Genomic DNA, 18,019 nt, shown 5'->3' with positions numbered 1-18,019 from the left:
GGTCGGCGCATGGTGCACGGCCTCAGTCGCCGAGCACCATGCCGAGGTAGTCGTTGCCGAAGACCCGGTCGGGGTCGAGCCGGTCGCGCACGGCGGAGAAGTCCCCCAGCCGGGGCACCACCTCGGCCAGCGAGGCGGCGTCCTGGTGGTGCAGCTTGCCCCAGTGCGGCCGAGCCTCGAAGTCGCGCATCAGGGCGTCGACCTCGCCGATGTACGGCTCGGGGTCCTCGCGCCAGTAGCGGTGCACCGCGACGTAGCCCGCGTCGCGCTCGTACGCGGTCGAGAGCCACACGCCGTCAGCAGCCGCCACCCGCAGCTCGACGGGGAAGGAGATCCGCCACCGGCGGCGCTCGACGAGGTCCCGCAGCGCTCGGACGGCGTCGGGCAGGGCCGCACGGGGGACGGCGTACTCGCCTTCGCGGAAGCGCACCGTGCGCGGGCTGGTGAAGACCGCGTGCGCGTGGTCGGTGTACGTCTTCTGCCCCAGCACGCGCGTCGCCAGCCGGTTCAGCGGCGGGGTGAGCGCGGGCGCGAGCGTCCCGGCCGCGCACACCGCGCGCAGGGCGCCGTTCTGCACCAGCCGCTCGTCGACGAGCCGGGAGAGCCGGCCGGGTGGCCGGTGGGGCGTGTCGAGCGGGAGGCGGGTGTTGCGCTTGGTGGCGACCGTGTCGGTGCCCGGCCACCAGTACGCCTCGACGTGGTCCCCGGAGTCGAAGAAGCCGCCGGGGTCGGCCGCGCCGTCGAGCACGTCCTCGAGCCTGGCCGAGCTCTCGTGCGCACGGAGCAGGAAGGCGGGCACGCACTGCAGCGTCACCTCCACCAGGACGCCGAGCGCCCCCAGGCCCAGCTGCACCGCCGGCAGCAGCTCGGGGTGGTGGTCGGCGTCGACGTCGAGCAGCTCGCCGTCGGCGGTGACCAGCCGGGCGCCCGCCACCTGCGCGCTGAGGCCGCGGAAGCGTGCGCCCGTGCCGTGGGTGCCGGTGGAGATCGCGCCGGCGATGCTCTGCCGGTCGATGTCGCCCATGTTCTCCAGGGCGAGGCCGAGCGGACCGAGCAGCGCGGGCAGCTGCCACAGCCGGGTTCCCGCCCCGAGGCGTACCCGGCCCGTCACGGGCTCGACGCCCGTCACGCCGCTGAGGGCGTCGAGGTCGAGCATCACCCCGTCGGTGACGGCGACCGGGGTGAACGAGTGTCCGGCGCCGACCGCCTTGACGCGCAGTCCTCGCTCGCTCGCGGCGCGTACGACGTCGGCGACCTCGGCGACGCTGCGCGGCCGAGCCGCCTCGGCCACCTCGGCCGAGACGCACCGGCCCCAGTTGCGCCACCGAGCCGCCGAGGCGCTCGTGCTGCTCGTGCTCACAGGAAGGCCTTCCCCTCGCCTCGGTACGTGTCCAGCGCGCCGACCGTGCGGGCCTCGCCGGTGTCCAGCCCCGGCCCACCCTCGACGAGCACCAGCCGGTCGACGTGCTCGCTCAGCTCGCCGGCCTTGGTGTGGCGCAGCCACACCCGGTCGCCCACGGCCATCGACCGCGCGGCCTCGCCGCGCAGCGGCGTCTGCACCTCGCCGGCGCCCTCCCGCCCCACGGTGGCCAGGCCCTGGGGCCACACCACCTGCGGCAGCCGGTCCGCCGTCGGGGGACCGGACGCCACCCAGCCGCCGCCGAGCAGGGTGACGACGTCCGGCGCCGGCTTGCGGACGACACCGAGGGCGAACGCTGCCGCCGGTGCGGGGGAGAAGTGGGCGTAGGTGTCGAACAGGTGCGGCCCGAAGAGCCCCGAGCCCGCGGCCACCTCGGTGACCGAGGGGTCGGCGTGCGTCGACTCCACCGAGCCGGTGCCGCCACCGTTGACGAACTCGAGGTCGGCCACCCGCCGGACCGCGGAGACGGCCGCGCCGCGCCGCTCGGCCAGCTCCAGCGCCGAGGCCCGCTGCAGGGCGCGTACGACGTGACCGCGTCCGCTCCCGGCGTTGCCGAGCCCGGCGATCTGCCCCTCGTAGGCCATCACCCCGACCAGCGTGAAGCCTGGCCGCGCGACGACGGTGCGAGCCAGCGTCTGGAGGTCGGCGGCCTCGCGCACCGGTGAGCGCAGCGTCCCGACGTGACCGAGCAGCCGGTGGCGGTAGCTCGCGTCGAGCTCGAGGCAGACCCGCAGCGCCGGTCGCCGGCTCGGCGGAACAACGGAGTCGACGAGGTCGAGCTGCGCGACGTCGTCGACCATCAGGGTGACCCGCGCGGCGAGCTCGGGCGACCCGGCGAGCGCGGCCAGCGCTGCGCGGTCGACGGTGGGGTAGCCGACGACGACGTCGCGCTGCCCGGCCTCTCCGGCTGCCAGCCAGAGCGCCTCGGGCAGCGTGTACGCCAGCACGCCGGCCCAGCCGGGCAGGGCCAGCACCGCCTCGATCACCCCGCGCACGCGCACCGACTTGCTGGCCAGTCGGATCGGCAGGCCGGCCGCGCGGCGGAGCAGGTCGTGGGCGTTCCAGCGCAGCGCCTCGAGCGAGAGGACCCCGAGCGGCGGGTCGAGGGAGGCGGTGGCCGCGTCCAGCGCGGGCCACCACCGCTGCGGCTCGCGCCACGGCTCCTGTCCGGGAGGGGTGGCGAGGTCGGGGACCGCGGCCAGTGGTCGGGCGGGGCTGTCACCGGGATGGATGCTCATCGCACACTCCGTACGAACCAGGTGGTGGCGGCGCCGGCCAGACCGGTCAGCGCCGAGACGACGAAGAGCAGCCCGAAGCCGGCGGTCAGGCTGACCAGGCCGGCACCGAGCAGCGGGCCGAAGGCCTGCGGAGCCACCACGGCGACGTTCATGATGCCGAGGTCCTTGGCCCGGGTCTCGGGGTCGGGGAGCACCTGGGTGGCCAGCGCCTGGTCGACGGCCAGGAAGCAGCCGTAGCCGGCGCCCGAGAGCCCCGCGGCCACGACGGCCAGGGGCAGCGAGGACGCGGCGACGAGCAACAGGGCAGCCAGCGCCTGGGTGAGCGCCGCGGCGACCACGAACGGCTTGCGGCGGCCCAGCCGGTCGCTGAGGCGGCCGAGCCACACCGAGGTGGCGATGACGAAGACCATGTAGACCACAGACAGGGTCAGCAGGTCGCCGGGGGCGTCGTCGCGGCGCAGGCCGTACTCGAGGTAGAACAGCAGCAGCGTGGTGCCGAGCGCGTTGCCGAGGTTGACCAGCAGCCGGCCCAGCAGTGCCCAGCCGAAGTCGGGGTGCCGTCGCGGGTCCACCCACCACGCGCCGAGCAGCTCGCGCCGACCGAGCCGAGGCCCGCGCGCCACCGCCGGATCGCGCACGAGCAGGGCGAACGGGACCACGAGCAGCACGAGCGCGACCGCCGAGAAGGTGTAGCCGCCGACCGCGCCCCAGCCGGCGGCGGTCACCACCGCGAGGCCGAGGATCACGCCGACCGCCTGCGGGGCGGAGACCAGGCCGGAGACCAGGCCACGCTGGTCGACCGGGACCTGGTCGGAGATCATCGCGGTGATCGCGGCGGTGAGCACGCAGAAGCCGACGAGCGCCAGGCTCCACCCGAGGGTGACGCCGGGCAGGGACTGCTGCCGACCCAGGACCAGCAGCCCGCCGGCGAACAGCGCGGTGCCGACCCCCACCCACGGCCGTCGTCGTCCCAGCCTCGAGCGGGTGAGGTCGGAGGCCAGGCCGGCGAGCGGGTACGCCACGAGCGCCAGCACGCCCGCGACGGCCGAGACGACACCGAAGGCCACGACGCTGCCGACCCAGTCGCCGGCGCCGGTGGTGAACGCCGACGAGCCGCGGACGGCGTCGACCTGCTCGGGCAGCAGCAGCTGGATCGGCGTCAGCTGGGCCAGCCAGACGCCGAGCCAGGCCAGGGTGAACAGGCTCAGCCAGCGGCCTCCGACGCGGGTGGTGGGCTCGGCGGGTGCCTGTGTGGTGCCCACCCCGGCGGTGTCCCGGCTCATCGCGCGGCCTCGGTGGCGAGGGCGGGCTCGAGCTGTCCGACCAGCGCGGCCACGGCGAGGTCGGCCAGACGGTCCAGCGCAGCGTCGTCGCGCTCGGCGAGCCAGGCGAGCGTCATGCCGTCGGTGAGCGCGACGACCAGCGCGGCGAGGTCGGCGAGCGGAGCCCTCCAGACGACGTCGTGACGCGTGGCCACCTGGGCGAGCAGGTCGGCCGCGACGTCGTGGTAGTGCCGGTACTGCGCGGCGGCCAGCGGCGAGAGCGCCTCGGTGCGCAGCGCAGCCTGGGTCAGCTCGAGCATGCCCTGCTCGCGACCGGGGTCGGCACGGAGCAGGGCGAGGTAGCCGCGGACCGCGGCCCGCAGGGCCTGCTCGGCGCTGCCCGCCTCGGCGAGCAGACCAGCGAGCCCCGCCTCACGCTCCTTCGCGATCACCGCCGCGATGACGTCGCCCAGCAGCTGCTCGCGCGAGTCGTACGCGTAGTGGAAGCTGGCCAGCGACATCCCGGCCTCGGCCACCACCGCCCGGGTGGTCAGCGCACCGAGGCCGTCGCGCGAGAGCACGAGCAGCGCCGCCTCGCAGAGCAGGGCCCGGCGCTCGACCGCGCTGATCCGTGGCATCTGCCCGCCCCGCTCCTGGTCGGCTCCGAAGTGGGTCAGGTGTCCCACTCGGTAAGGTGGGCTGACAGTCCCACACGCCGAGCGAGCCGGCAAGGCCTCCGGACTATCCACCGACCAGCGGCGTCGACGTCGTGCGCGAGGCCGTGCTCCGACCGCTCCCGCTCGATAGGGTCGCGGGCGTGTACGTGCCTCCCGCCAACGCCGTCTCCGAGTCCGACCTGCGCGCGATGGTCCGGGCCGCTCGTACGGCGCAGCTGGTGACGGTGGGGCCCGACGGCGTACCCCTCGCGACACTGCTGCCGGTGCTCTGGCGCGAGGACGTCGTGGTCGCCCACATGGCGCTCGCCAACGAGCACTGGCGCAGCATCCCGGAGACGGACGGTGCGCCGGCGCTGGTGGTGTGCACACTGCCCGACGCGTACGTCTCGCCGTCGTGGTATGCCGCCAAGGCCGAGCACGGGCGCGTCGTCCCGACCTGGAACTACTCGGCGGTCCACCTGACCGGAACCGCCCGCGTCGTCCGCGACGTCGACTGGCTGCGCGACGCCGTGACCGGGCTGACCGACCACCACGAGGCGGGCCGGGTCGAGCCCTGGGCGGTGGCCGACGCACCGGTGGCGTTCACCGAGGGCCAGCTGCGCGGCATCGTCGGGGTCGAGGTGCGGGTCGAGCGGGCCGAGGGCAAGGCCAAGCTCAGCCAGAACCGCTCCGAGGCCGACCGCGCGGGCGTCGTCGGCGGCCTGCGAGACGAGGCGCCCGCGGTGGCTGCCGCGGTCGCGGCGGGTCGCGCCCTGCCGTGAGCGGGGGACTGCGGCTCGCCATCCCTTCCGGGCGCTGGGTGCTGCTCGCGACGATCCTCGGCTCGGCCCTCGCCGGCATCGACGCCACCGTCGTCAACGTCGCGCTGCCGGCGATCGGCGACTCCCTGGGTGCGGGCTTCACGGGGCTGCAGTGGACGGTCACGGCGTACGCGCTCACGCTCGCGTCGTTCATCCTCCTCGGCGGCACCCTGGGCGACCTCTTCGGCCGGCGCCGCGTGTTCCTCCTCGGGGTGGTCTGGTTCGCCGTCGCCTCGCTGGTGTGCGGGCTGTCGGTCGACGTCACGATGCTGATCGCCGCCCGCGCCGTGCAGGGCGTCGGCGCCGCCCTGCTGACGCCGGGCAGCCTGTCGATCCTGCAGGCCGGCTTCGAGCGCGCGGACCGCGCGCGGGCGATCGGCGCCTGGTCCGGGCTGGGCGGCGTGGCCACCGCGGTCGGGCCGCTGCTCGGCGGCTGGCTGGTGGACGTCGCGTCGTGGCGGTGGGTGTTCCTCATCAACGTCCCGCTCGCCGCGCTCGTGGTCCTGGTGGCCCTGCGGCACGTGCCGGAGAGCCGAGACGCGACGGTGGAGGGCCAGCACGTCGACTGGCTGGGCGGTGTGACCGGAGCAGTGGCCCTCGGATCGCTCAGCTACGCGCTGATCGAGGGCGGGCGGGCGCTGCTGCCGGCGCTCGGCGTGGCGGTGGTCGCGGGCGCCGCGTTCGCGCTGCGCGAGCGGACGGCGGCGTACCCGGTCCTGCCGCTGCGGGTCTTCGCCTCCGCGCAGTTCAGCGCGGTCAACGCGGTGACCTTCGTCGTGTACGGCGGCATCGGCCTGCTGTTCTTCCTGCTCGTCGTCCAGCTGCAGGTCTCGGCCGGCTTCGGGCCGGTCGAAGCAGGGGTGGCGAGCCTGCCGGTGACCGTGCTGATGCTGCTGCTCTCCCCGCGCTCCGGCGCGCTCGCCGCCCGGATCGGTCCCCGCGTGCAGATGACCGTGGGGCCGGCGCTCGCGGCCGTCGGCCTGCTGCTGCTCTCCCGCGTCGGCCCGGGGGCGTCGTACGCCGTGGACGTGCTGCCCGGCGTCGTCGTCTTCGGTGCCGGGCTCTCCGCCCTCGTCGCACCGCTCACCGCGGCGGCGCTTGCGGCCGCTCCCGCCGAGCACGCCGGGATGGCGTCCGGGGTCAACAACGCCGTGGCGCGCACGGGACAGCTGCTCGCGGTGGCCGCCGTACCGGCACTGGTCGGGCTGAGCGGCGCCGGCTACGCCGACCCGTCGGTCTTCACGCCCGGCTACCGGCACGCGCTGTGGATCGCCGCCGGCGCGGTGGCGCTCGGTGGGGTCGTCGCTGCCCTGTTCGTCCGCAACGACGTCCTCGAGGACGACGAGGTGCCGCCGTCCGCGGGTGCCTGAGCGGGCGGCCGGTGCTGCAGGTCGACGACCTCGGCCGGGCTCGGGCCGCTCACCGCAGGTGCTCGTCGAAGAACGCCTCGATCCGCCGCCACGCGTCCGTGGCCGAGTCCGGCTCCGGTCCGACGTGGAGGACCCGCTGGACCACCCGGCCGACGAGCGCCGGGCCAGGGATGTTGGGTGCGTCGTTGAGGAAGCTGTGCCCCGCCTCGGCGTACTCCTTCACGTCGTGGGGTACGCCCTGCCGGGCCAGGGCGCCGGCGAGCTTGCTGGCGGCTCCGCGCAGCGACGGGTCCTTGCCGCCGTAGGACCCCACGACCGGGCAGGCCCCCTCGAGTGCCGCGTCGAGGTGGCGTGGCAGCTGCCCGTAGTTCGCCGAGGCGGCGTCGAAGCGGTGTCCTGCGGCCGTCATCAGGGCGAAGCCGCCACCCATGCAGAAGCCGATCACGCCCACCGAGCCGTTCGCGTCGGACCGCGCCGCGAGGTGTGCCCGGGCGGTCTCGATGTCGACGTACGCCCGCCCCTCGCCAACGAGCAGCGCGCGCATGGTGGCCACGAGGCAGCGACGCGCACCGCCCTGGGAGAACAGGTCCGGCATCAGTGCGGTGAAGCCCGCATCGGCCAGCCGCTGCACCTGACGGCGCATCACGTCGTCGACCCCGAAGGCCTCGTGCACCACCACCACGCCGGGGTGCGGGCCGGGGCCGTCCGGCTCGGCCAGGACGCCGCGCAGGCCCCGGCTGCCACCGGGGGAGTCGGGCAGGGAGATCTCCGTCGTCGCCATGACCGCATGCTGCCACTGCCGTCGCGGAAGGTGACGATTCAACAACGGCGGTCCTCGCGCTAGGCACTGCTCGCGCCGAGGAGTAAGTTGCCGCGCGCACCACCGATCCCGGTGTGCACACGTACAACAGGAGCACCGGACATGAGTGACGCACTGAGACTCGGCACGAACTGGGTCGACTACCTGGTGATCGCGATCTACTTCGTCTTCGTCCTCGGCATCGGGATCATGGCGCGTCGCGCCGTCTCGAGCAGCCTGGACTTCTTCCTCTCCGGTCGCTCGCTGCCGGCCTGGGTGACGGGGCTGGCGTTCATCTCGGCCAACCTCGGGGCGGTCGAGATCATCGGCAACTCCGCCAACGGCGCGAACTACGGACTGCCGTCGGTGCACTTCTTCTGGATCGGCGCCGTGCCGGCGATGCTGTTCCTCGGCGTCGTGATGATGCCGTTCTACTACGGCTCCAAGGTGCGCTCGGTCCCCGAGTTCATGCTGCGCCGGTTCGGACCGACGGCCCACCTGGTCAACGCGATCAGCTTCGCCGTCGCCCAGCTCCTGATCGCCGGCATCAACCTGTACCTCCTGGCCAACATCGTCGAGATCATCCTCGGGTGGAAGCTCTGGGTCTCCCTGATCGTGGCCGCCGCGATCGTGCTCACCTACACCACCCTCGGCGGGCTGTCGGCGGCGATCTACAACGAGGTCCTGCAGTTCTTCGTGATCGTCGCCTCCCTGACGCCGCTGACCATCATCGGTCTGAACAAGGTCGGCGGCTGGGGTGGTCTGAAGGACAAGGTGACGGCCAGCGCGGGCGGGTCGGCGCAGCTCTCGTCCTGGCCCGGGAACGGACTGACCGGCTTCGACAGCTCGCTGCTGTCGGTGATCGGGATCGTCTTCGGGCTCGGGTTCGTGCTCTCGTTCGGCTACTGGACGACCAACTTCGTCGAGGTGCAGCGAGCGATGGCCTCGAAGTCGATCTCGGCGGCCCAGCGGGCGCCGATCATCGGTGCCTTCCCGAAGATGTTCATCCCCTTCATCGTGATCCTGCCGGGCATGATCGCCGCGGTGCTGGTCAACGAGATCTCCGACCCGAAGAACTCCGGCGGCAGTCCCAACTACAACAACGCGATCCTCTACCTGATCCGCGACCTGCTGCCCAACGGCCTGCTCGGCCTGGCGGTCACCGGTCTGCTGGCGGCCTTCATGGCCGGCATGGCGGCGAACATCTCGGCCTTCAACACGGTGTTCTCCTACGACCTGTGGCAGACGTACGTCGTCAAGGACCGCGAGGACGGCTACTACCTCACCGTCGGGCGGTGGGCCACCGTCGGCGCGACCGTGGTCGCCATCGGTACGGCGACCTTCGCGGCGTCGTACTCCAACGTCATGAACTACCTCCAGACGTTGTTCGGGTTCTTCAACGCCCCGCTCTTCGCGACCTTCATCCTCGGTATGTTCTGGAAGCGGATGACCGCGAGCGCCGGGTGGATCGGGCTCGTCTCCGGCACGGTGGCCGCGATCGTCGTCAGCGTCCTCGGCACCGACGTGCTCGGCGGCCTCTCGCTCGGGGTGATCGGTCTGACGGGGCAGGGCGCGAGCTTCGTCGCCGCCGGTGCCGCCTTCGTGGTCGACCTGATCGTCAGCGTCGCGGTCACCCTGGTGACCGCGCCGAAGCCCGAGTCGTCACTGCGGGGCCTCGTCTACAGCCTCACCCCGAAGTCCGACTTCCACGACGACTCCGAGGGCAAGCTGTCCTGGTGGCAGCAGCCGACCAAGCTCGCCGGTGTGGGTCTGGTCATGGTCATCATCTTGAACATCATCTTCTGGTGAGGAGCCAGTCATGAGCGAGTCCGACACCACCGAGCAGCCGGTCAGGCACACCGCCGGCGCGTTCGACGTGCGCACCTTCATCGCCGCCCTGATGGGGATCTTCGGCGTGATCCTGGTCCTTGCCGGCATCTTCGGCTCCGACACCACGACGACGGGGACGAAGACGCCCGGCAACGCCAACCTCTGGGTCGGCATCGCGCTCGTGGTCTTCGCCGTGCTCATGCAGGGCTGGGCGATGCTCCGCCCGACGATCGTGGACGAGGCCGAGCTGGCCAAGCAGAAGGCCGAGGCCGAGGAGATGGGCGGCCACTCGGCGCACTGAGGCCGGCCTGCCTAGGCTTGCCCGGTGCTCGACTCCCTCGCGCCGGCGCGTCGTCGGCTGGTGCTGGCGCTGCTCGGCGCCCTGGTCGTCGTCGTGGTGGCGGGGGCGGTCGTCCTGGTCGTGCGCTCGACCGGCTCGGGGCCGTCCCAGGACGACCCCGGACCGGTGGTGCTCGTGCCCGGGTACGGCGGCGACGCGGGCGACCTGGAGCCCCTCACGGACCGGGCGCGTGCCCTCGGGAGAGCGGCGTACCCTTTCGACCCGCCCGGTGACGGCACCGGCGACCTGCGTACCGAGGCCCGGGCCCTGGCACGCTTCGTCGACCGGGTGCTGGCCCGGACCGGGGCGGAATCGGTGGACCTCGTCGGCTACTCGGCGGGCGGAATCGTGGCCCGCGTCTTCATCCGGTACGACGGCGGCGACGCGCTCGTACGCCGGGTCCTCACCGTCGGCAGCCCGCACCACGGCACCGAGGTCGCCCAGCAGGCCAAGGACGCCGCCGGAGGGTGCCCGGCGGGCTGCGAGGCCCTCGCCACCGACTCCTCGCTGATCCGGCGCCTGGACGCCGGGGACGAGACGCCGGACCAGCAGCGGTGGGTGACGGTGCGCTCCGACGCCGACCGGACCGTCGTGCCCACGGACACGGCCGAGCTCGAGGGTGCGCTGAACCTGCGGATCCAGACGTACTGTCCGGACCGCTCCACCGACCACGGCAACCTGCCGCGCGACCCGGTCAGCCTGGCCGCGCTGGACGCGACGATCGGCAAGGCGGCGCCGTCCCGCCCGGGCCGGGTGGACTGCGGCTAGGGCTTGACACGCCCTAGCTCTTCACGTCCTTGGTCGCGAAGCTGGCCCAGGCCGCGGCGAGGAAGACCACGAGGTACGACGCCTGCGTGAGCACGCCGCGGACCACCTCGGTCCACCGGATCGGGTCGCGGAACAGGTCGACGAACGAGAGCCAGTAGCGGGTCGGGAGGAACGGCCGCAGCGACTCGGCGGCGTCGAGGCCCAGCAGCACTGTGGAGGCGATCAGCACGCCCACGGTTCCCAGCGCGGCGGCGATCGCGGAGTCGGTGAGGGTGGAGAAGAACAGCGCGACCGCGGCGACGCCGAGCATCGACAGGGTCACGTACGCGACCGCGAGCAGGCTGCGCTGCACCAGCGCCTGGGTGTCCAGGTCGGTGCCGGAGATCGAGACGACGCCGCCGACCTGGGTACGTCCGAGGAGCAGCTGGCCCTCCACGAGGCCGGCCACCGCGACGGCGACCACGGCCAGCAGGACGAACGCGACGACGCTGACCAGCTTGGCGATCAGCAGGTGACCCCGCCGGACGGGGCGGACGAGCAGGTAGCGCAGCGTCCCGGTCTGCGCCTCGCCGGCGATCGCGTCGCCGCCGACCACGGCCACGGCGATCGGCAGGAACAGCGGCAGCACGATCCCCATCGCGGCCAGCGGGTAGAGCGACCCGTCGCTGAGCACCGCCGCAAGGAACGGCGGACCGGTGCCCGGGCGTGGCCCGAGCTCGGTGACCGAGAGCAGGATCGCGACCACCAGCGGCAGCACGTTGAGCGCGGCGATGGTGATCCAGGTCCGCGGTCGGCGCAGCATCTGGATCAGCTCGACACGGATCATGCGGCCCCCGCCCCACGGAACACGCCCGGGTCGGTCGCCTCGAGCACGACGTCCTCCAGCGAGCGGCGCTGCGGCCCCACCTCCGCCACGGGTACGCCGGCGCGGACGAGGGTCTCGTTGACCTCCGCGCTGCGTCCCGGCACGAGGACCGTCTCCCCCTCGGGGCGTACGTCGCGGTGCCCGGCAGAGGAGAGGACCTGCACCGCCCGGGCCGGCTCGGTGGTCACGACCCGCACCAGCCCGGTCGGGCCGGTCAGCGTGGTCAGCTCGTCCTGGACGACCAGCCGGCCCCGGTCCAGCACGCCGACGCGGGTGCACATCTGCTCGATCTCGGCCAGGAGGTGGCTGGAGAGGAAGATGGTGGTCCCTTCCCGGTTGAGGGTGACCAGCAGGTCCCGCATCTCGCGGATGCCCTGCGGGTCCAGGCCGTTGGTGGGCTCGTCGAGCATCAGCAGCGGTGGGCGACGCAGCAGGGCGGAAGCGAGCCCGAGGCGCTGGCGCATGCCGAGGGAGTACGCCCGCACCGGCCGCCGGTCGGCGGGGTCGAGCCCGACCTGCTCGAGGGTCTCGGCGACCCGGCGCCGCCCGGCGCGACGGCCCGGACCGGCCGCGTCGACGGTGGCGAGGTTGGCGCGCCCGGACAGGTGCGGGTACGCACCCGGACCCTCGATCAGCGCGCCGACCGACGGCAGGACGTCCCGGGCGCTGCGGGGCATCCGCCGCCCCAGCACCTCGATGTCGCCCGAGGTGGCCAGGACCAGGCCGAGCAGCATGCGCACGGTGGTGGTCTTGCCCGAGCCGTTGGCCCCGAGGAAGCCGTAGACGTCGCCCTCGCGCACGTCGAGGTCCACGTCGTCGACTGCCCTCACCCGCCCGAACCGCTTGGTCAGTCCGTGCGTGCGGATCATCGGCTCTCTCCTCTGCCGGGACGGAAGCGCACCGAGCCCAGGTCCTCACCGGCGCGGTCGAGGGTGTCCGGCGTGACGGTGCCGGTGAGCAGGAAGACCCCGCGGCCGGCGCCCTCGAGTCGTACCGAGACCGGGCCGACGGCGAGCGAGATGCCGTCGTCGTCGCGCTTCGCGGCGGGGCTCTCCTCGAGCTGCGCGAAGGCCTCGCGTGCGATGTCGCGGCGCAGGGGGATCGCGAGCAGCGCCGTCGTCCCCCGTCCGTAGACGCCGACCGCACCGTCCAGGTCACCGGTGCGACGCAGCCCGGCCACCCGGTCGGGCGGCACGAAGGGTGCGAAGGCGTTGGCGCCGGCCGCGTCGTCGAGGGCGTAGCTCTGACGTACGTCCACCGCGTCGGCGAACGAGAAGCCGGCGTCCTCCGCGCTGGGCCGGGCGAGGTCGAGGTGGGCTGCGGTGGTGGTGAGCACCGGCAGGCGCCCGCCGGCGTAGACCTCGACCCGGGTGGCGACGCCCGTCTTCTCGTCGGCCCACAGGTCCACGCGGCTGATCGTCGTACGAGCATCGCTGGGGACCAGGCGCAGACCGGCCGAGGAGTGCCCCTCCACCCGCTTCGCCGGGAGCCGGCTCAGGTCGGCGTCCTTCGCCCCTGACAGCATCCGTCGGGCCAGCGTGGCCGGCAGGACGTCACTGGTGTCCGGCAACCGCACCGAGGAGTACCGCGTGGTCGTCGCGCGTCGGCTCTCGAAGCTCCAGGTGGCCGCCCGGTCGCCACGGCGGGCCAGGTCCGACTCGCCGCTCGAGCTGGTCTTGTCGACCCGCCAGTGCTCGGCGTCGCGCCACCACACGCGCAGGTCCGAGGACTCGCCGAGCAGGTCGGCGACGCCGCCGAAGGAGTCCACGTCCGGGACCGCCAGCGTGCCGACCGTGCTGACCTGTCCCGACCACCCGACGTCGGCCGAGGAGCGGACGCGGTCGGCGAGGGCGGGAGCGGAGACGTCCGCCGCCGCGGCGGGCAGGACGCGCGGCACGAGCACGGGGGAGAGGACCGCTGCTGCGACCACGACGACCAGGAGCCATCGCAGCGGGGAAGTCATGCGCCCACCGTAGGCGGGCCTGCCCAGGGGTGGTGGGGATCGGAGGGGTCCACCGTTCATCTCGCCGCGGCGGGCGTGTTCGCCGTACGGCCACCGCAGGCTCTTGCCCTGGCTACTTGTATGAACAAGTCTGGGCGTCGGCAGATCATCTCTCGGAAGGCGAACCATGCGACACACCCCGGACCTCCCACCGCTACGCCGTCGGCGCGCGCTAGCGGCTGGCACCGCACTCCTCGGCGCACTGTCCCTGAGTGCTGTCGCCACCGGCAGCGCCGACGCCGCCGGTTCCGACCAGCACGTCCTCGTGGTCGGTATCGACGGCCTGCGCTACGACAAGATCGCGCCCGCCGACGCACCGAACCTCGACGCGATGATCGCGAACGGCTACTCGGCGCGTACGACCCTCTACGCGAACCCGTTCGCGCCCACGCTGTCGGGGCCGGGCTGGGCGACCAACCTCACCGGCGTGTGGCCCGACAAGCACCAGGTCAAGAGCAACTCCTGGGGCACCAGCAGCACGATCACGTCGTACCCCGACTTCCTGACCCGACTCGAGCAGGCCAACCCGTCGCTCACGACGTTCGCCGCTGCCAGCTGGAACCCGATCGTCGACGGATCCGCCGGCCCGCCGCTGATCACGAGCAAGGTCGACACGGTGCGCGCGGAGTCCGAGGACGACGCCAAGGCCGCTTCCGACACGGCGAACCAGATCACGAGCGCCGCCCCGAACGCCTCGTTCCTCCACCTCGACGAGGTCGACGAGGCCGGTCACGCCTCCGGTGGCGCCTCGCAGGCCTACCTCGACGCCGTCCACGACGCCGACGCCCGCCTCGGTCAGGTTCTCCGCGCGGTCCAGGCGCGCCCCAGCAGCGAGCGGTGGAAGGTGATCGTCACCGCCGACCACGGTCACACCGACGTCGGCGGCCACGGCGGCAGCACGCCTGTCGAGCGCGGCTCGTTCATCCTCGAGACCGGTCCGGGCATCGGCAGGCAGACACCCGCGATCGCCCCGAAGAACGTCGACATCGCCGCGGAGGTGCTCTCCACGTTCGGTGTTCCGCTGCCCGCCGTGCTGGACGGGCGGCCGCTGGCCACCCGGTCCGCCGACCCCTTCGACGCGATGGTCGGTTCGCTGCAGGCGAGGCAGGACGAGACCGGCGTCCCCGCCGACGTCAAGGGCTGGACGCACTCGATGCCGTCGGGCTGGAGCGTCGACAACACCGGTATGGGCACCGGCGGTGTGACCGAGTGGCGCGGGTGGGCGCTCACCACCGACGACTTCTGGACCCGCGCGGCTCCCGACCAGGGCCGTGAGGGCAACGTGCGCGAGCGCGGCGTCTTCGCTGTCGCCGACTCCGACGAGTGGGCCGACAAGTCCTTCACCGGCACGTTCAGCTCCCGGATCGTGTCCCCGGCGTACGACGTGTCGGGCAGGACGAGAGCGACCGTGTCGTTCTGGAACCACTACCGCCGCAGCGGCAACCAGACCGCGCAGGTGCAGGTCTCGGTCGACGGCGGCGCGTGGACGACCGCCGCGACGTACGCCGCCGACGTCGTCGCGCAGCGCTCGAGCGTGGCGGTCACGCTGCCCGCAGGGGCGAAGACGCTGCGGGTGCGCTGGGCGCTCACCAACGCGGACAACGACTGGTTCTGGGCGATCGACGAGCCGAGCGTGAGCTGACGATCAGGTGATCGTGAGACCCCCGTCGACGGCCAGCGTCTGACCGGTGACGTAGCCGCCGGCGGGGGAGACCAGCCAGACCAGCGTCGCCGCCAGCTCGGCCGGGTCACCGGTGCGGCCGGCGGGGACGCGCTCGACCATCGACTCGAGATAGCCCTCGACGTACGTGTCGGTCATCTCGGACTCGAAGAAGCCCGGGGCCAGGGCGTTGACGCGGATGCCCTTGCGGCCCGTCCACTGCTGGGCGAGGTCGCGGGTGAGGCCGATCAGCGCCGCCTTGGACGCGGAGTACGCCGCCTGCGGCAGCGCGGCGGTGGTCAGGCCCAGCACCGAGGAGATGTTGACGATGCTGGAGCCGGGCTGCATCACCCGGCCGCACGACTGCGCCATCCAGTAGCAGCCGTTGAGGTTGACGTCGATCACCTCGCGGAACTGCTCGGGGGTCTCCCGGGTGGCGGGGTACGCGGTGCCGATGCCGGCGTTGTTGACCAGCACGTCGACCCCGCCGAGCTGCTCGACCGTCGCGTCGACGAGACCCTGGCAGGAGCCGGGGTCCGCGACGTCGGTCGCCACGGCGATCGCGCGGCGGCCCAGCCCCTCGACCATCGCGCGGGTCTCCTCGAGCTTGTCGACCCGGCGCGCGCCGAGCGCCACGTCGGCACCGGCCTCGGCCAGCGCCCGCGCGAAGGCGACCCCCAGCCCGGAGGACGCGCCGGTGACGACGGCGACCTTGCCGTCGAGACGGAACAGGTCCAGCGTGCTCATCACTCGGGGTCTCCGGTGCGACGCGAGCGCAGCGAGTGTCGTGGTGGGGTGTTCACTCGTACCCCAGGATCGACTCGCGCTTGTCCGCCCAAGCCAGTGCGGAGGCGATGGCCTCCTTGACGCTCAGCTGGGCCTCCCAGCCGATGACGTCGCGGATCTTGTCCACGTTGGCGAAGGCGCCCACGGCGTCGCCGGGCCTCGGGGGACCTTCGGCGAGCGGCACCTCGGCGCCGTACACCTCCTCGAACATCGCCACCAGCTCGCGCACGGTCGTGCCGTCGCCGGTGCCGACATTGAGGACCGCGCTCGGCGCTCCCTCGGCCTCGATGATCGTGTCGAACCCCTCGACCGCGGCGACGTGCGCCTGCGCGAGGTCCCACACGTGCAGGTAGTCGCGGATCCCGGTGCCGTCGCGCGTCGGCAGGTCCGTGCCGGTGATCGTGAAGGCGTCCTTCAGCCCGCGGGCGGCCAGCACCAGCTGCCCGAGGACGTGGCTGGGCTCCTTGGCGTAGATCCCCGACTCGAGGTCGGGGTCGGAGCCGATCGGGTTGAAGTAGCGCAGGATCACCGCACGCAGGTCGGTCGCCGCCGCGAGGTCGATCAGCGCCCACTCCATGACCCGCTTGGTCCGGGCGTACGGCGAGCCCGGCGCGAGCGGGTCGCTCTCGAGGACCTCGAAGCCGTCCTTTGTGGCGTAGAGCGAGGCCGAGGAGGAGAACAGCACCCGCGGCTTGCCGAGCGCGGTCAGGGTGTCGAACAGCTCGAGGCTCTTCGCGACGTTGTTCTGGTAGTAGGTGTACGGCTGCTGCACCGACTCCGGCACCAGGATCATCGCGGCCATGTGCACCGTCGCCTCGATGTCGGGGTGCTCCTCGACGATCCGCGCCAGCAGCGCCCGGTCGGCGATGTCGCCCTCGTAGAAGATCCGGTCGCGGACGAACGCGTGCGGCCCGGTGACCAGCGAGTCGAGGATCACCGGCGTGTGCCCGGCCTGCTCGAGCGCCTTGGCCGTGGTGGACCCGAGGTAGCCGGCTCCGCCGGTGAGGAGGACCTTCATGGCGAGCACCCTAGCCAGCGGTGGGGTCTCGACAGGCTCAACCCTCGGTGGGCACGGTGGTCGAGCCTGTCGAGACCCGGTGGTTGGGGTAGGCGTTCGGCCGGCGGTGGTCTCGACGTCCTCCCTCGCTGGCGCTCGGTTCGGGCTCGACCACCTTGGGTGGGTCCGGGCTCGACCACCTCGGGTGGGGTTTCGACGGGCTCAACCTCCGGTGGGCACGGTGGTCGAGCTCGTCGAGACCCGGTCAGACCTCGCGCTCGACGATGTCCTTGATCCGGGCCAGCGTCTCGGGGATACCGGTCAGCGCCTCCTGGCGGCGGGCGTCGAGGACCTCATCGGCACGGTCGGCGTACTTCTCGGCGAACATCTGCTTGGTCGCGTCGTTGAGGGACCAGGTCTCGGTGAGCCGGGTCCCGCCCTGCACGGCCTGCATGCGGTAGGACCACTCGACGTACCTCCCGCCGACCTGCCAGGCGAAGACGTTGCCGGGGTCGGCCTCGGTGACCACCGACTCGGTCTCCCAGGTGCGGCCGGGGACCTCCTGGCGACCGCCGAAGCGCGCACCGCGGGCGGGGCCGTCGCCGTCGACCCACCAGCACTCCTTGCACACCGGGCTCCACTCGCCGGTGCGGGTGACGTCGCTGACCACGTCGTACACGTCGCCCGGGTCGGCGGCGATGTGGATGGAGTCCTGGTGCTGGTCGATCGAGGCCGAGTCGCTCATGCGGCCAACCTACGACGCACGACGCTCGCGACCACACCGGTGAACCCGATCGTGGTCACGACGAACGACGCGACCGAGGCCGCGCGGAAGGTCGGCTTGGCGTACGCCTTCGGGTCCAGCGCGAGCCACAGGAACGCCGACGGGTTCGTCCACGCGCCGACGGCCAGCGCACCGGCGGCGACCTTCGAGGCGTCCGGGGCGGCGAGCCCGGCCGCGACCGTGGCCGAGCCCATCATCACGAGGTCGAGGTGCCACTGGCGGACGCGCTCGCCGGACCGGATGCCGATCGCCTCGGCCCGCTCCGGCTGCGTGTGCGTCAGCGCGTACACCCACCCGGTGAGCGCACCGGCGGCCAGCTCGACCATGCCGCTGGTGACCAGGCGTGAGGGACGGTCGTGCACGATCCGCGTCATGGTCGAAAGGTAGTGCTTGACGCGCGATCACGGTCGGCACGGAGTGC

18 protein-coding genes are annotated in these 18,019 nt (G+C 73.0%); 6 read left to right on the top strand and 12 right to left on the bottom strand.

The window, feature by feature from the left end; translation table 11 throughout:
- Positions 1-22 precede the first annotated feature (22 nt).
- The 4 genes from IEX42_RS04560 to IEX42_RS04545 are packed head-to-tail and all read right to left on the bottom strand — an operon-like array spanning position 23 to position 4,606.
- Positions 23-1,360: a D-arabinono-1,4-lactone oxidase gene (locus IEX42_RS04560; RefSeq protein ID WP_188778625.1), complete on the bottom strand. Its 1,338-nt coding sequence runs from the start codon at positions 1,358-1,360 to the stop codon at positions 23-25.
- A complete protein-coding gene (locus tag IEX42_RS04555; RefSeq protein WP_188778623.1) occupies positions 1,357-2,658 on the bottom strand; it encodes a type III PLP-dependent enzyme domain-containing protein in 1,302 nt (433 codons plus the stop codon). The genes IEX42_RS04560 and IEX42_RS04555 overlap by 4 nt, the downstream gene beginning before the upstream one ends.
- Positions 2,655-3,941: an MFS transporter gene (locus IEX42_RS04550; protein ID WP_188778621.1), complete on the bottom strand. Its 1,287-nt coding sequence runs from the start codon at positions 3,939-3,941 to the stop codon at positions 2,655-2,657. The genes IEX42_RS04555 and IEX42_RS04550 overlap by 4 nt, the downstream gene beginning before the upstream one ends.
- A complete protein-coding gene (locus IEX42_RS04545; RefSeq protein WP_188778619.1) occupies positions 3,938-4,606 on the bottom strand; it encodes a TetR/AcrR family transcriptional regulator in 669 nt (222 codons plus the stop codon). Before IEX42_RS04545 ends, IEX42_RS04550 begins: the two co-directional genes overlap by 4 nt.
- A gap of 131 nt (positions 4,607-4,737) precedes the next feature.
- On the opposite strand from IEX42_RS04545, the gene IEX42_RS04540 reads away from it, so the two are divergent.
- Together IEX42_RS04540 and IEX42_RS04535 are read left to right on the top strand one after the other, a co-directional pair.
- The gene (locus IEX42_RS04540) at positions 4,738-5,358 is read left to right on the top strand and encodes an FMN-binding negative transcriptional regulator (RefSeq protein WP_188778617.1); all 621 of its coding nucleotides are present in this window, start codon (positions 4,738-4,740) and stop codon (positions 5,356-5,358) included.
- Positions 5,355-6,767, top strand: coding sequence for an MFS transporter (locus IEX42_RS04535; RefSeq protein ID WP_188778615.1), 1,413 nt, complete (start codon positions 5,355-5,357; stop codon positions 6,765-6,767). The genes IEX42_RS04540 and IEX42_RS04535 overlap by 4 nt, the downstream gene beginning before the upstream one ends.
- A 49-nt stretch (positions 6,768-6,816) precedes the next feature.
- Here the strand turns inward: IEX42_RS04535 and IEX42_RS04530 are convergent, their stop codons facing one another.
- The gene (locus IEX42_RS04530) at positions 6,817-7,548 is read right to left on the bottom strand and encodes a dienelactone hydrolase family protein (RefSeq protein ID WP_188778613.1); all 732 of its coding nucleotides are present in this window, start codon (positions 7,546-7,548) and stop codon (positions 6,817-6,819) included.
- A gap of 141 nt (positions 7,549-7,689) precedes the next feature.
- Here IEX42_RS04530 and IEX42_RS04525 point away from each other — a divergent pair, with 141 nt between their 5' ends.
- Genes IEX42_RS04525 through IEX42_RS04515 form a run of 3 tightly spaced genes read left to right on the top strand, consistent with a single transcriptional unit; the run spans position 7,690 to position 10,504 of the window.
- Positions 7,690-9,375 (top strand): sodium:solute symporter family protein, encoded by a 1,686-nt coding sequence (locus IEX42_RS04525; protein WP_188778611.1) that lies wholly within the window; start codon positions 7,690-7,692, stop codon positions 9,373-9,375.
- A gap of 10 nt (positions 9,376-9,385) precedes the next feature.
- On the top strand, positions 9,386-9,697 hold the full coding sequence (locus tag IEX42_RS04520; RefSeq protein ID WP_188778609.1) for a hypothetical protein: 312 nt from the start codon (positions 9,386-9,388) through the stop codon (positions 9,695-9,697).
- Between the two features lie 24 nt (positions 9,698-9,721).
- Complete coding sequence (locus IEX42_RS04515; RefSeq protein WP_188778607.1) at positions 9,722-10,504, top strand: esterase/lipase family protein; 783 nt, start codon at positions 9,722-9,724, stop codon at positions 10,502-10,504.
- A gap of 13 nt (positions 10,505-10,517) precedes the next feature.
- On the opposite strand, the gene IEX42_RS04510 is transcribed toward IEX42_RS04515, so the two are convergent.
- Genes IEX42_RS04510 through IEX42_RS04500 form a run of 3 tightly spaced genes read right to left on the bottom strand, consistent with a single transcriptional unit; the run spans position 10,518 to position 13,332 of the window.
- Positions 10,518-11,330 carry an ABC transporter permease gene (locus IEX42_RS04510; RefSeq protein ID WP_188778605.1) on the bottom strand — a complete coding sequence of 271 codons (813 nt, stop codon included), beginning with the start codon at positions 11,328-11,330 and terminating at the stop codon, positions 10,518-10,520.
- Positions 11,327-12,238, bottom strand: a complete 912-nt coding sequence (locus IEX42_RS04505; RefSeq protein WP_188778603.1) for an ABC transporter ATP-binding protein — start codon at positions 12,236-12,238, stop codon at positions 11,327-11,329. Before IEX42_RS04505 ends, IEX42_RS04510 begins: the two co-directional genes overlap by 4 nt.
- Positions 12,235-13,332: a transcriptional regulator gene (locus IEX42_RS04500; protein ID WP_188778602.1), complete on the bottom strand. Its 1,098-nt coding sequence runs from the start codon at positions 13,330-13,332 to the stop codon at positions 12,235-12,237. Before IEX42_RS04500 ends, IEX42_RS04505 begins: the two co-directional genes overlap by 4 nt.
- Positions 13,333-13,498: 166 nt before the next feature.
- Here IEX42_RS04500 and IEX42_RS04495 point away from each other — a divergent pair, with 166 nt between their 5' ends.
- On the top strand, positions 13,499-15,013 hold the full coding sequence (locus tag IEX42_RS04495) for an alkaline phosphatase family protein (protein ID WP_188778599.1): 1,515 nt from the start codon (positions 13,499-13,501) through the stop codon (positions 15,011-15,013).
- A 3-nt stretch (positions 15,014-15,016) separates the two neighbouring features.
- Here IEX42_RS04495 and IEX42_RS04490 read toward each other — a convergent pair whose 3' ends face one another.
- From IEX42_RS04490 to IEX42_RS04475, 4 genes are all read right to left on the bottom strand, one after another.
- Entirely contained in the window at positions 15,017-15,778 is a 762-nt protein-coding gene (locus IEX42_RS04490; protein ID WP_188778597.1) for an SDR family NAD(P)-dependent oxidoreductase, read from the bottom strand.
- Positions 15,779-15,830: 52 nt separating this feature from the next.
- A complete protein-coding gene (gene galE / locus IEX42_RS04485; RefSeq protein ID WP_188778595.1) occupies positions 15,831-16,835 on the bottom strand; it encodes a UDP-glucose 4-epimerase GalE in 1,005 nt (334 codons plus the stop codon).
- Positions 16,836-17,079: 244 nt separating this feature from the next.
- On the bottom strand, positions 17,080-17,559 hold the full coding sequence (locus IEX42_RS04480) for an SRPBCC family protein (RefSeq protein ID WP_188778593.1): 480 nt from the start codon (positions 17,557-17,559) through the stop codon (positions 17,080-17,082).
- Entirely contained in the window at positions 17,556-17,972 is a 417-nt protein-coding gene (locus tag IEX42_RS04475; protein WP_188778591.1) for a hypothetical protein, read from the bottom strand. Before IEX42_RS04475 ends, IEX42_RS04480 begins: the two co-directional genes overlap by 4 nt.
- Positions 17,973-18,019: the final 47 nt, after the last annotated feature.

The organism is Marmoricola endophyticus, assembly GCF_014644415.1.
In the GTDB taxonomy this organism is placed as follows: Bacteria; Actinomycetota; Actinomycetes; order Propionibacteriales; family Nocardioidaceae; genus Marmoricola; species Marmoricola endophyticus.
This window is presented reverse-complemented; position numbering and strand designations above follow the sequence as displayed.

Coding starts and splice junctions, on each gene's coding strand:
- IEX42_RS04555 (WP_188778623.1), bottom strand. CDS start 2,658: ATGAGCATCCATCCCGGTGACAGCCCCGCCCGACCACTGGCCGCGGTC.
- IEX42_RS04550 (WP_188778621.1), bottom strand. CDS start 3,941: ATGAGCCGGGACACCGCCGGGGTGGGCACCACACAGGCACCCGCCGAG.
- IEX42_RS04530 (WP_188778613.1), bottom strand. CDS start 7,548: ATGGCGACGACGGAGATCTCCCTGCCCGACTCCCCCGGTGGCAGCCGG.
- IEX42_RS04525 (WP_188778611.1), top strand. CDS start 7,690: ATGAGTGACGCACTGAGACTCGGCACGAACTGGGTCGACTACCTGGTG.
- IEX42_RS04520 (WP_188778609.1), top strand. CDS start 9,386: ATGAGCGAGTCCGACACCACCGAGCAGCCGGTCAGGCACACCGCCGGC.
- IEX42_RS04510 (WP_188778605.1), bottom strand. CDS start 11,330: ATGATCCGTGTCGAGCTGATCCAGATGCTGCGCCGACCGCGGACCTGG.
- IEX42_RS04505 (WP_188778603.1), bottom strand. CDS start 12,238: ATGATCCGCACGCACGGACTGACCAAGCGGTTCGGGCGGGTGAGGGCA.
- IEX42_RS04500 (WP_188778602.1), bottom strand. CDS start 13,332: ATGACTTCCCCGCTGCGATGGCTCCTGGTCGTCGTGGTCGCAGCAGCG.
- IEX42_RS04495 (WP_188778599.1), top strand. CDS start 13,499: ATGCGACACACCCCGGACCTCCCACCGCTACGCCGTCGGCGCGCGCTA.
- IEX42_RS04490 (WP_188778597.1), bottom strand. CDS start 15,778: ATGAGCACGCTGGACCTGTTCCGTCTCGACGGCAAGGTCGCCGTCGTC.
- galE (WP_188778595.1), bottom strand. CDS start 16,835: ATGAAGGTCCTCCTCACCGGCGGAGCCGGCTACCTCGGGTCCACCACG.
- IEX42_RS04480 (WP_188778593.1), bottom strand. CDS start 17,559: ATGAGCGACTCGGCCTCGATCGACCAGCACCAGGACTCCATCCACATC.
- IEX42_RS04475 (WP_188778591.1), bottom strand. CDS start 17,972: ATGACGCGGATCGTGCACGACCGTCCCTCACGCCTGGTCACCAGCGGC.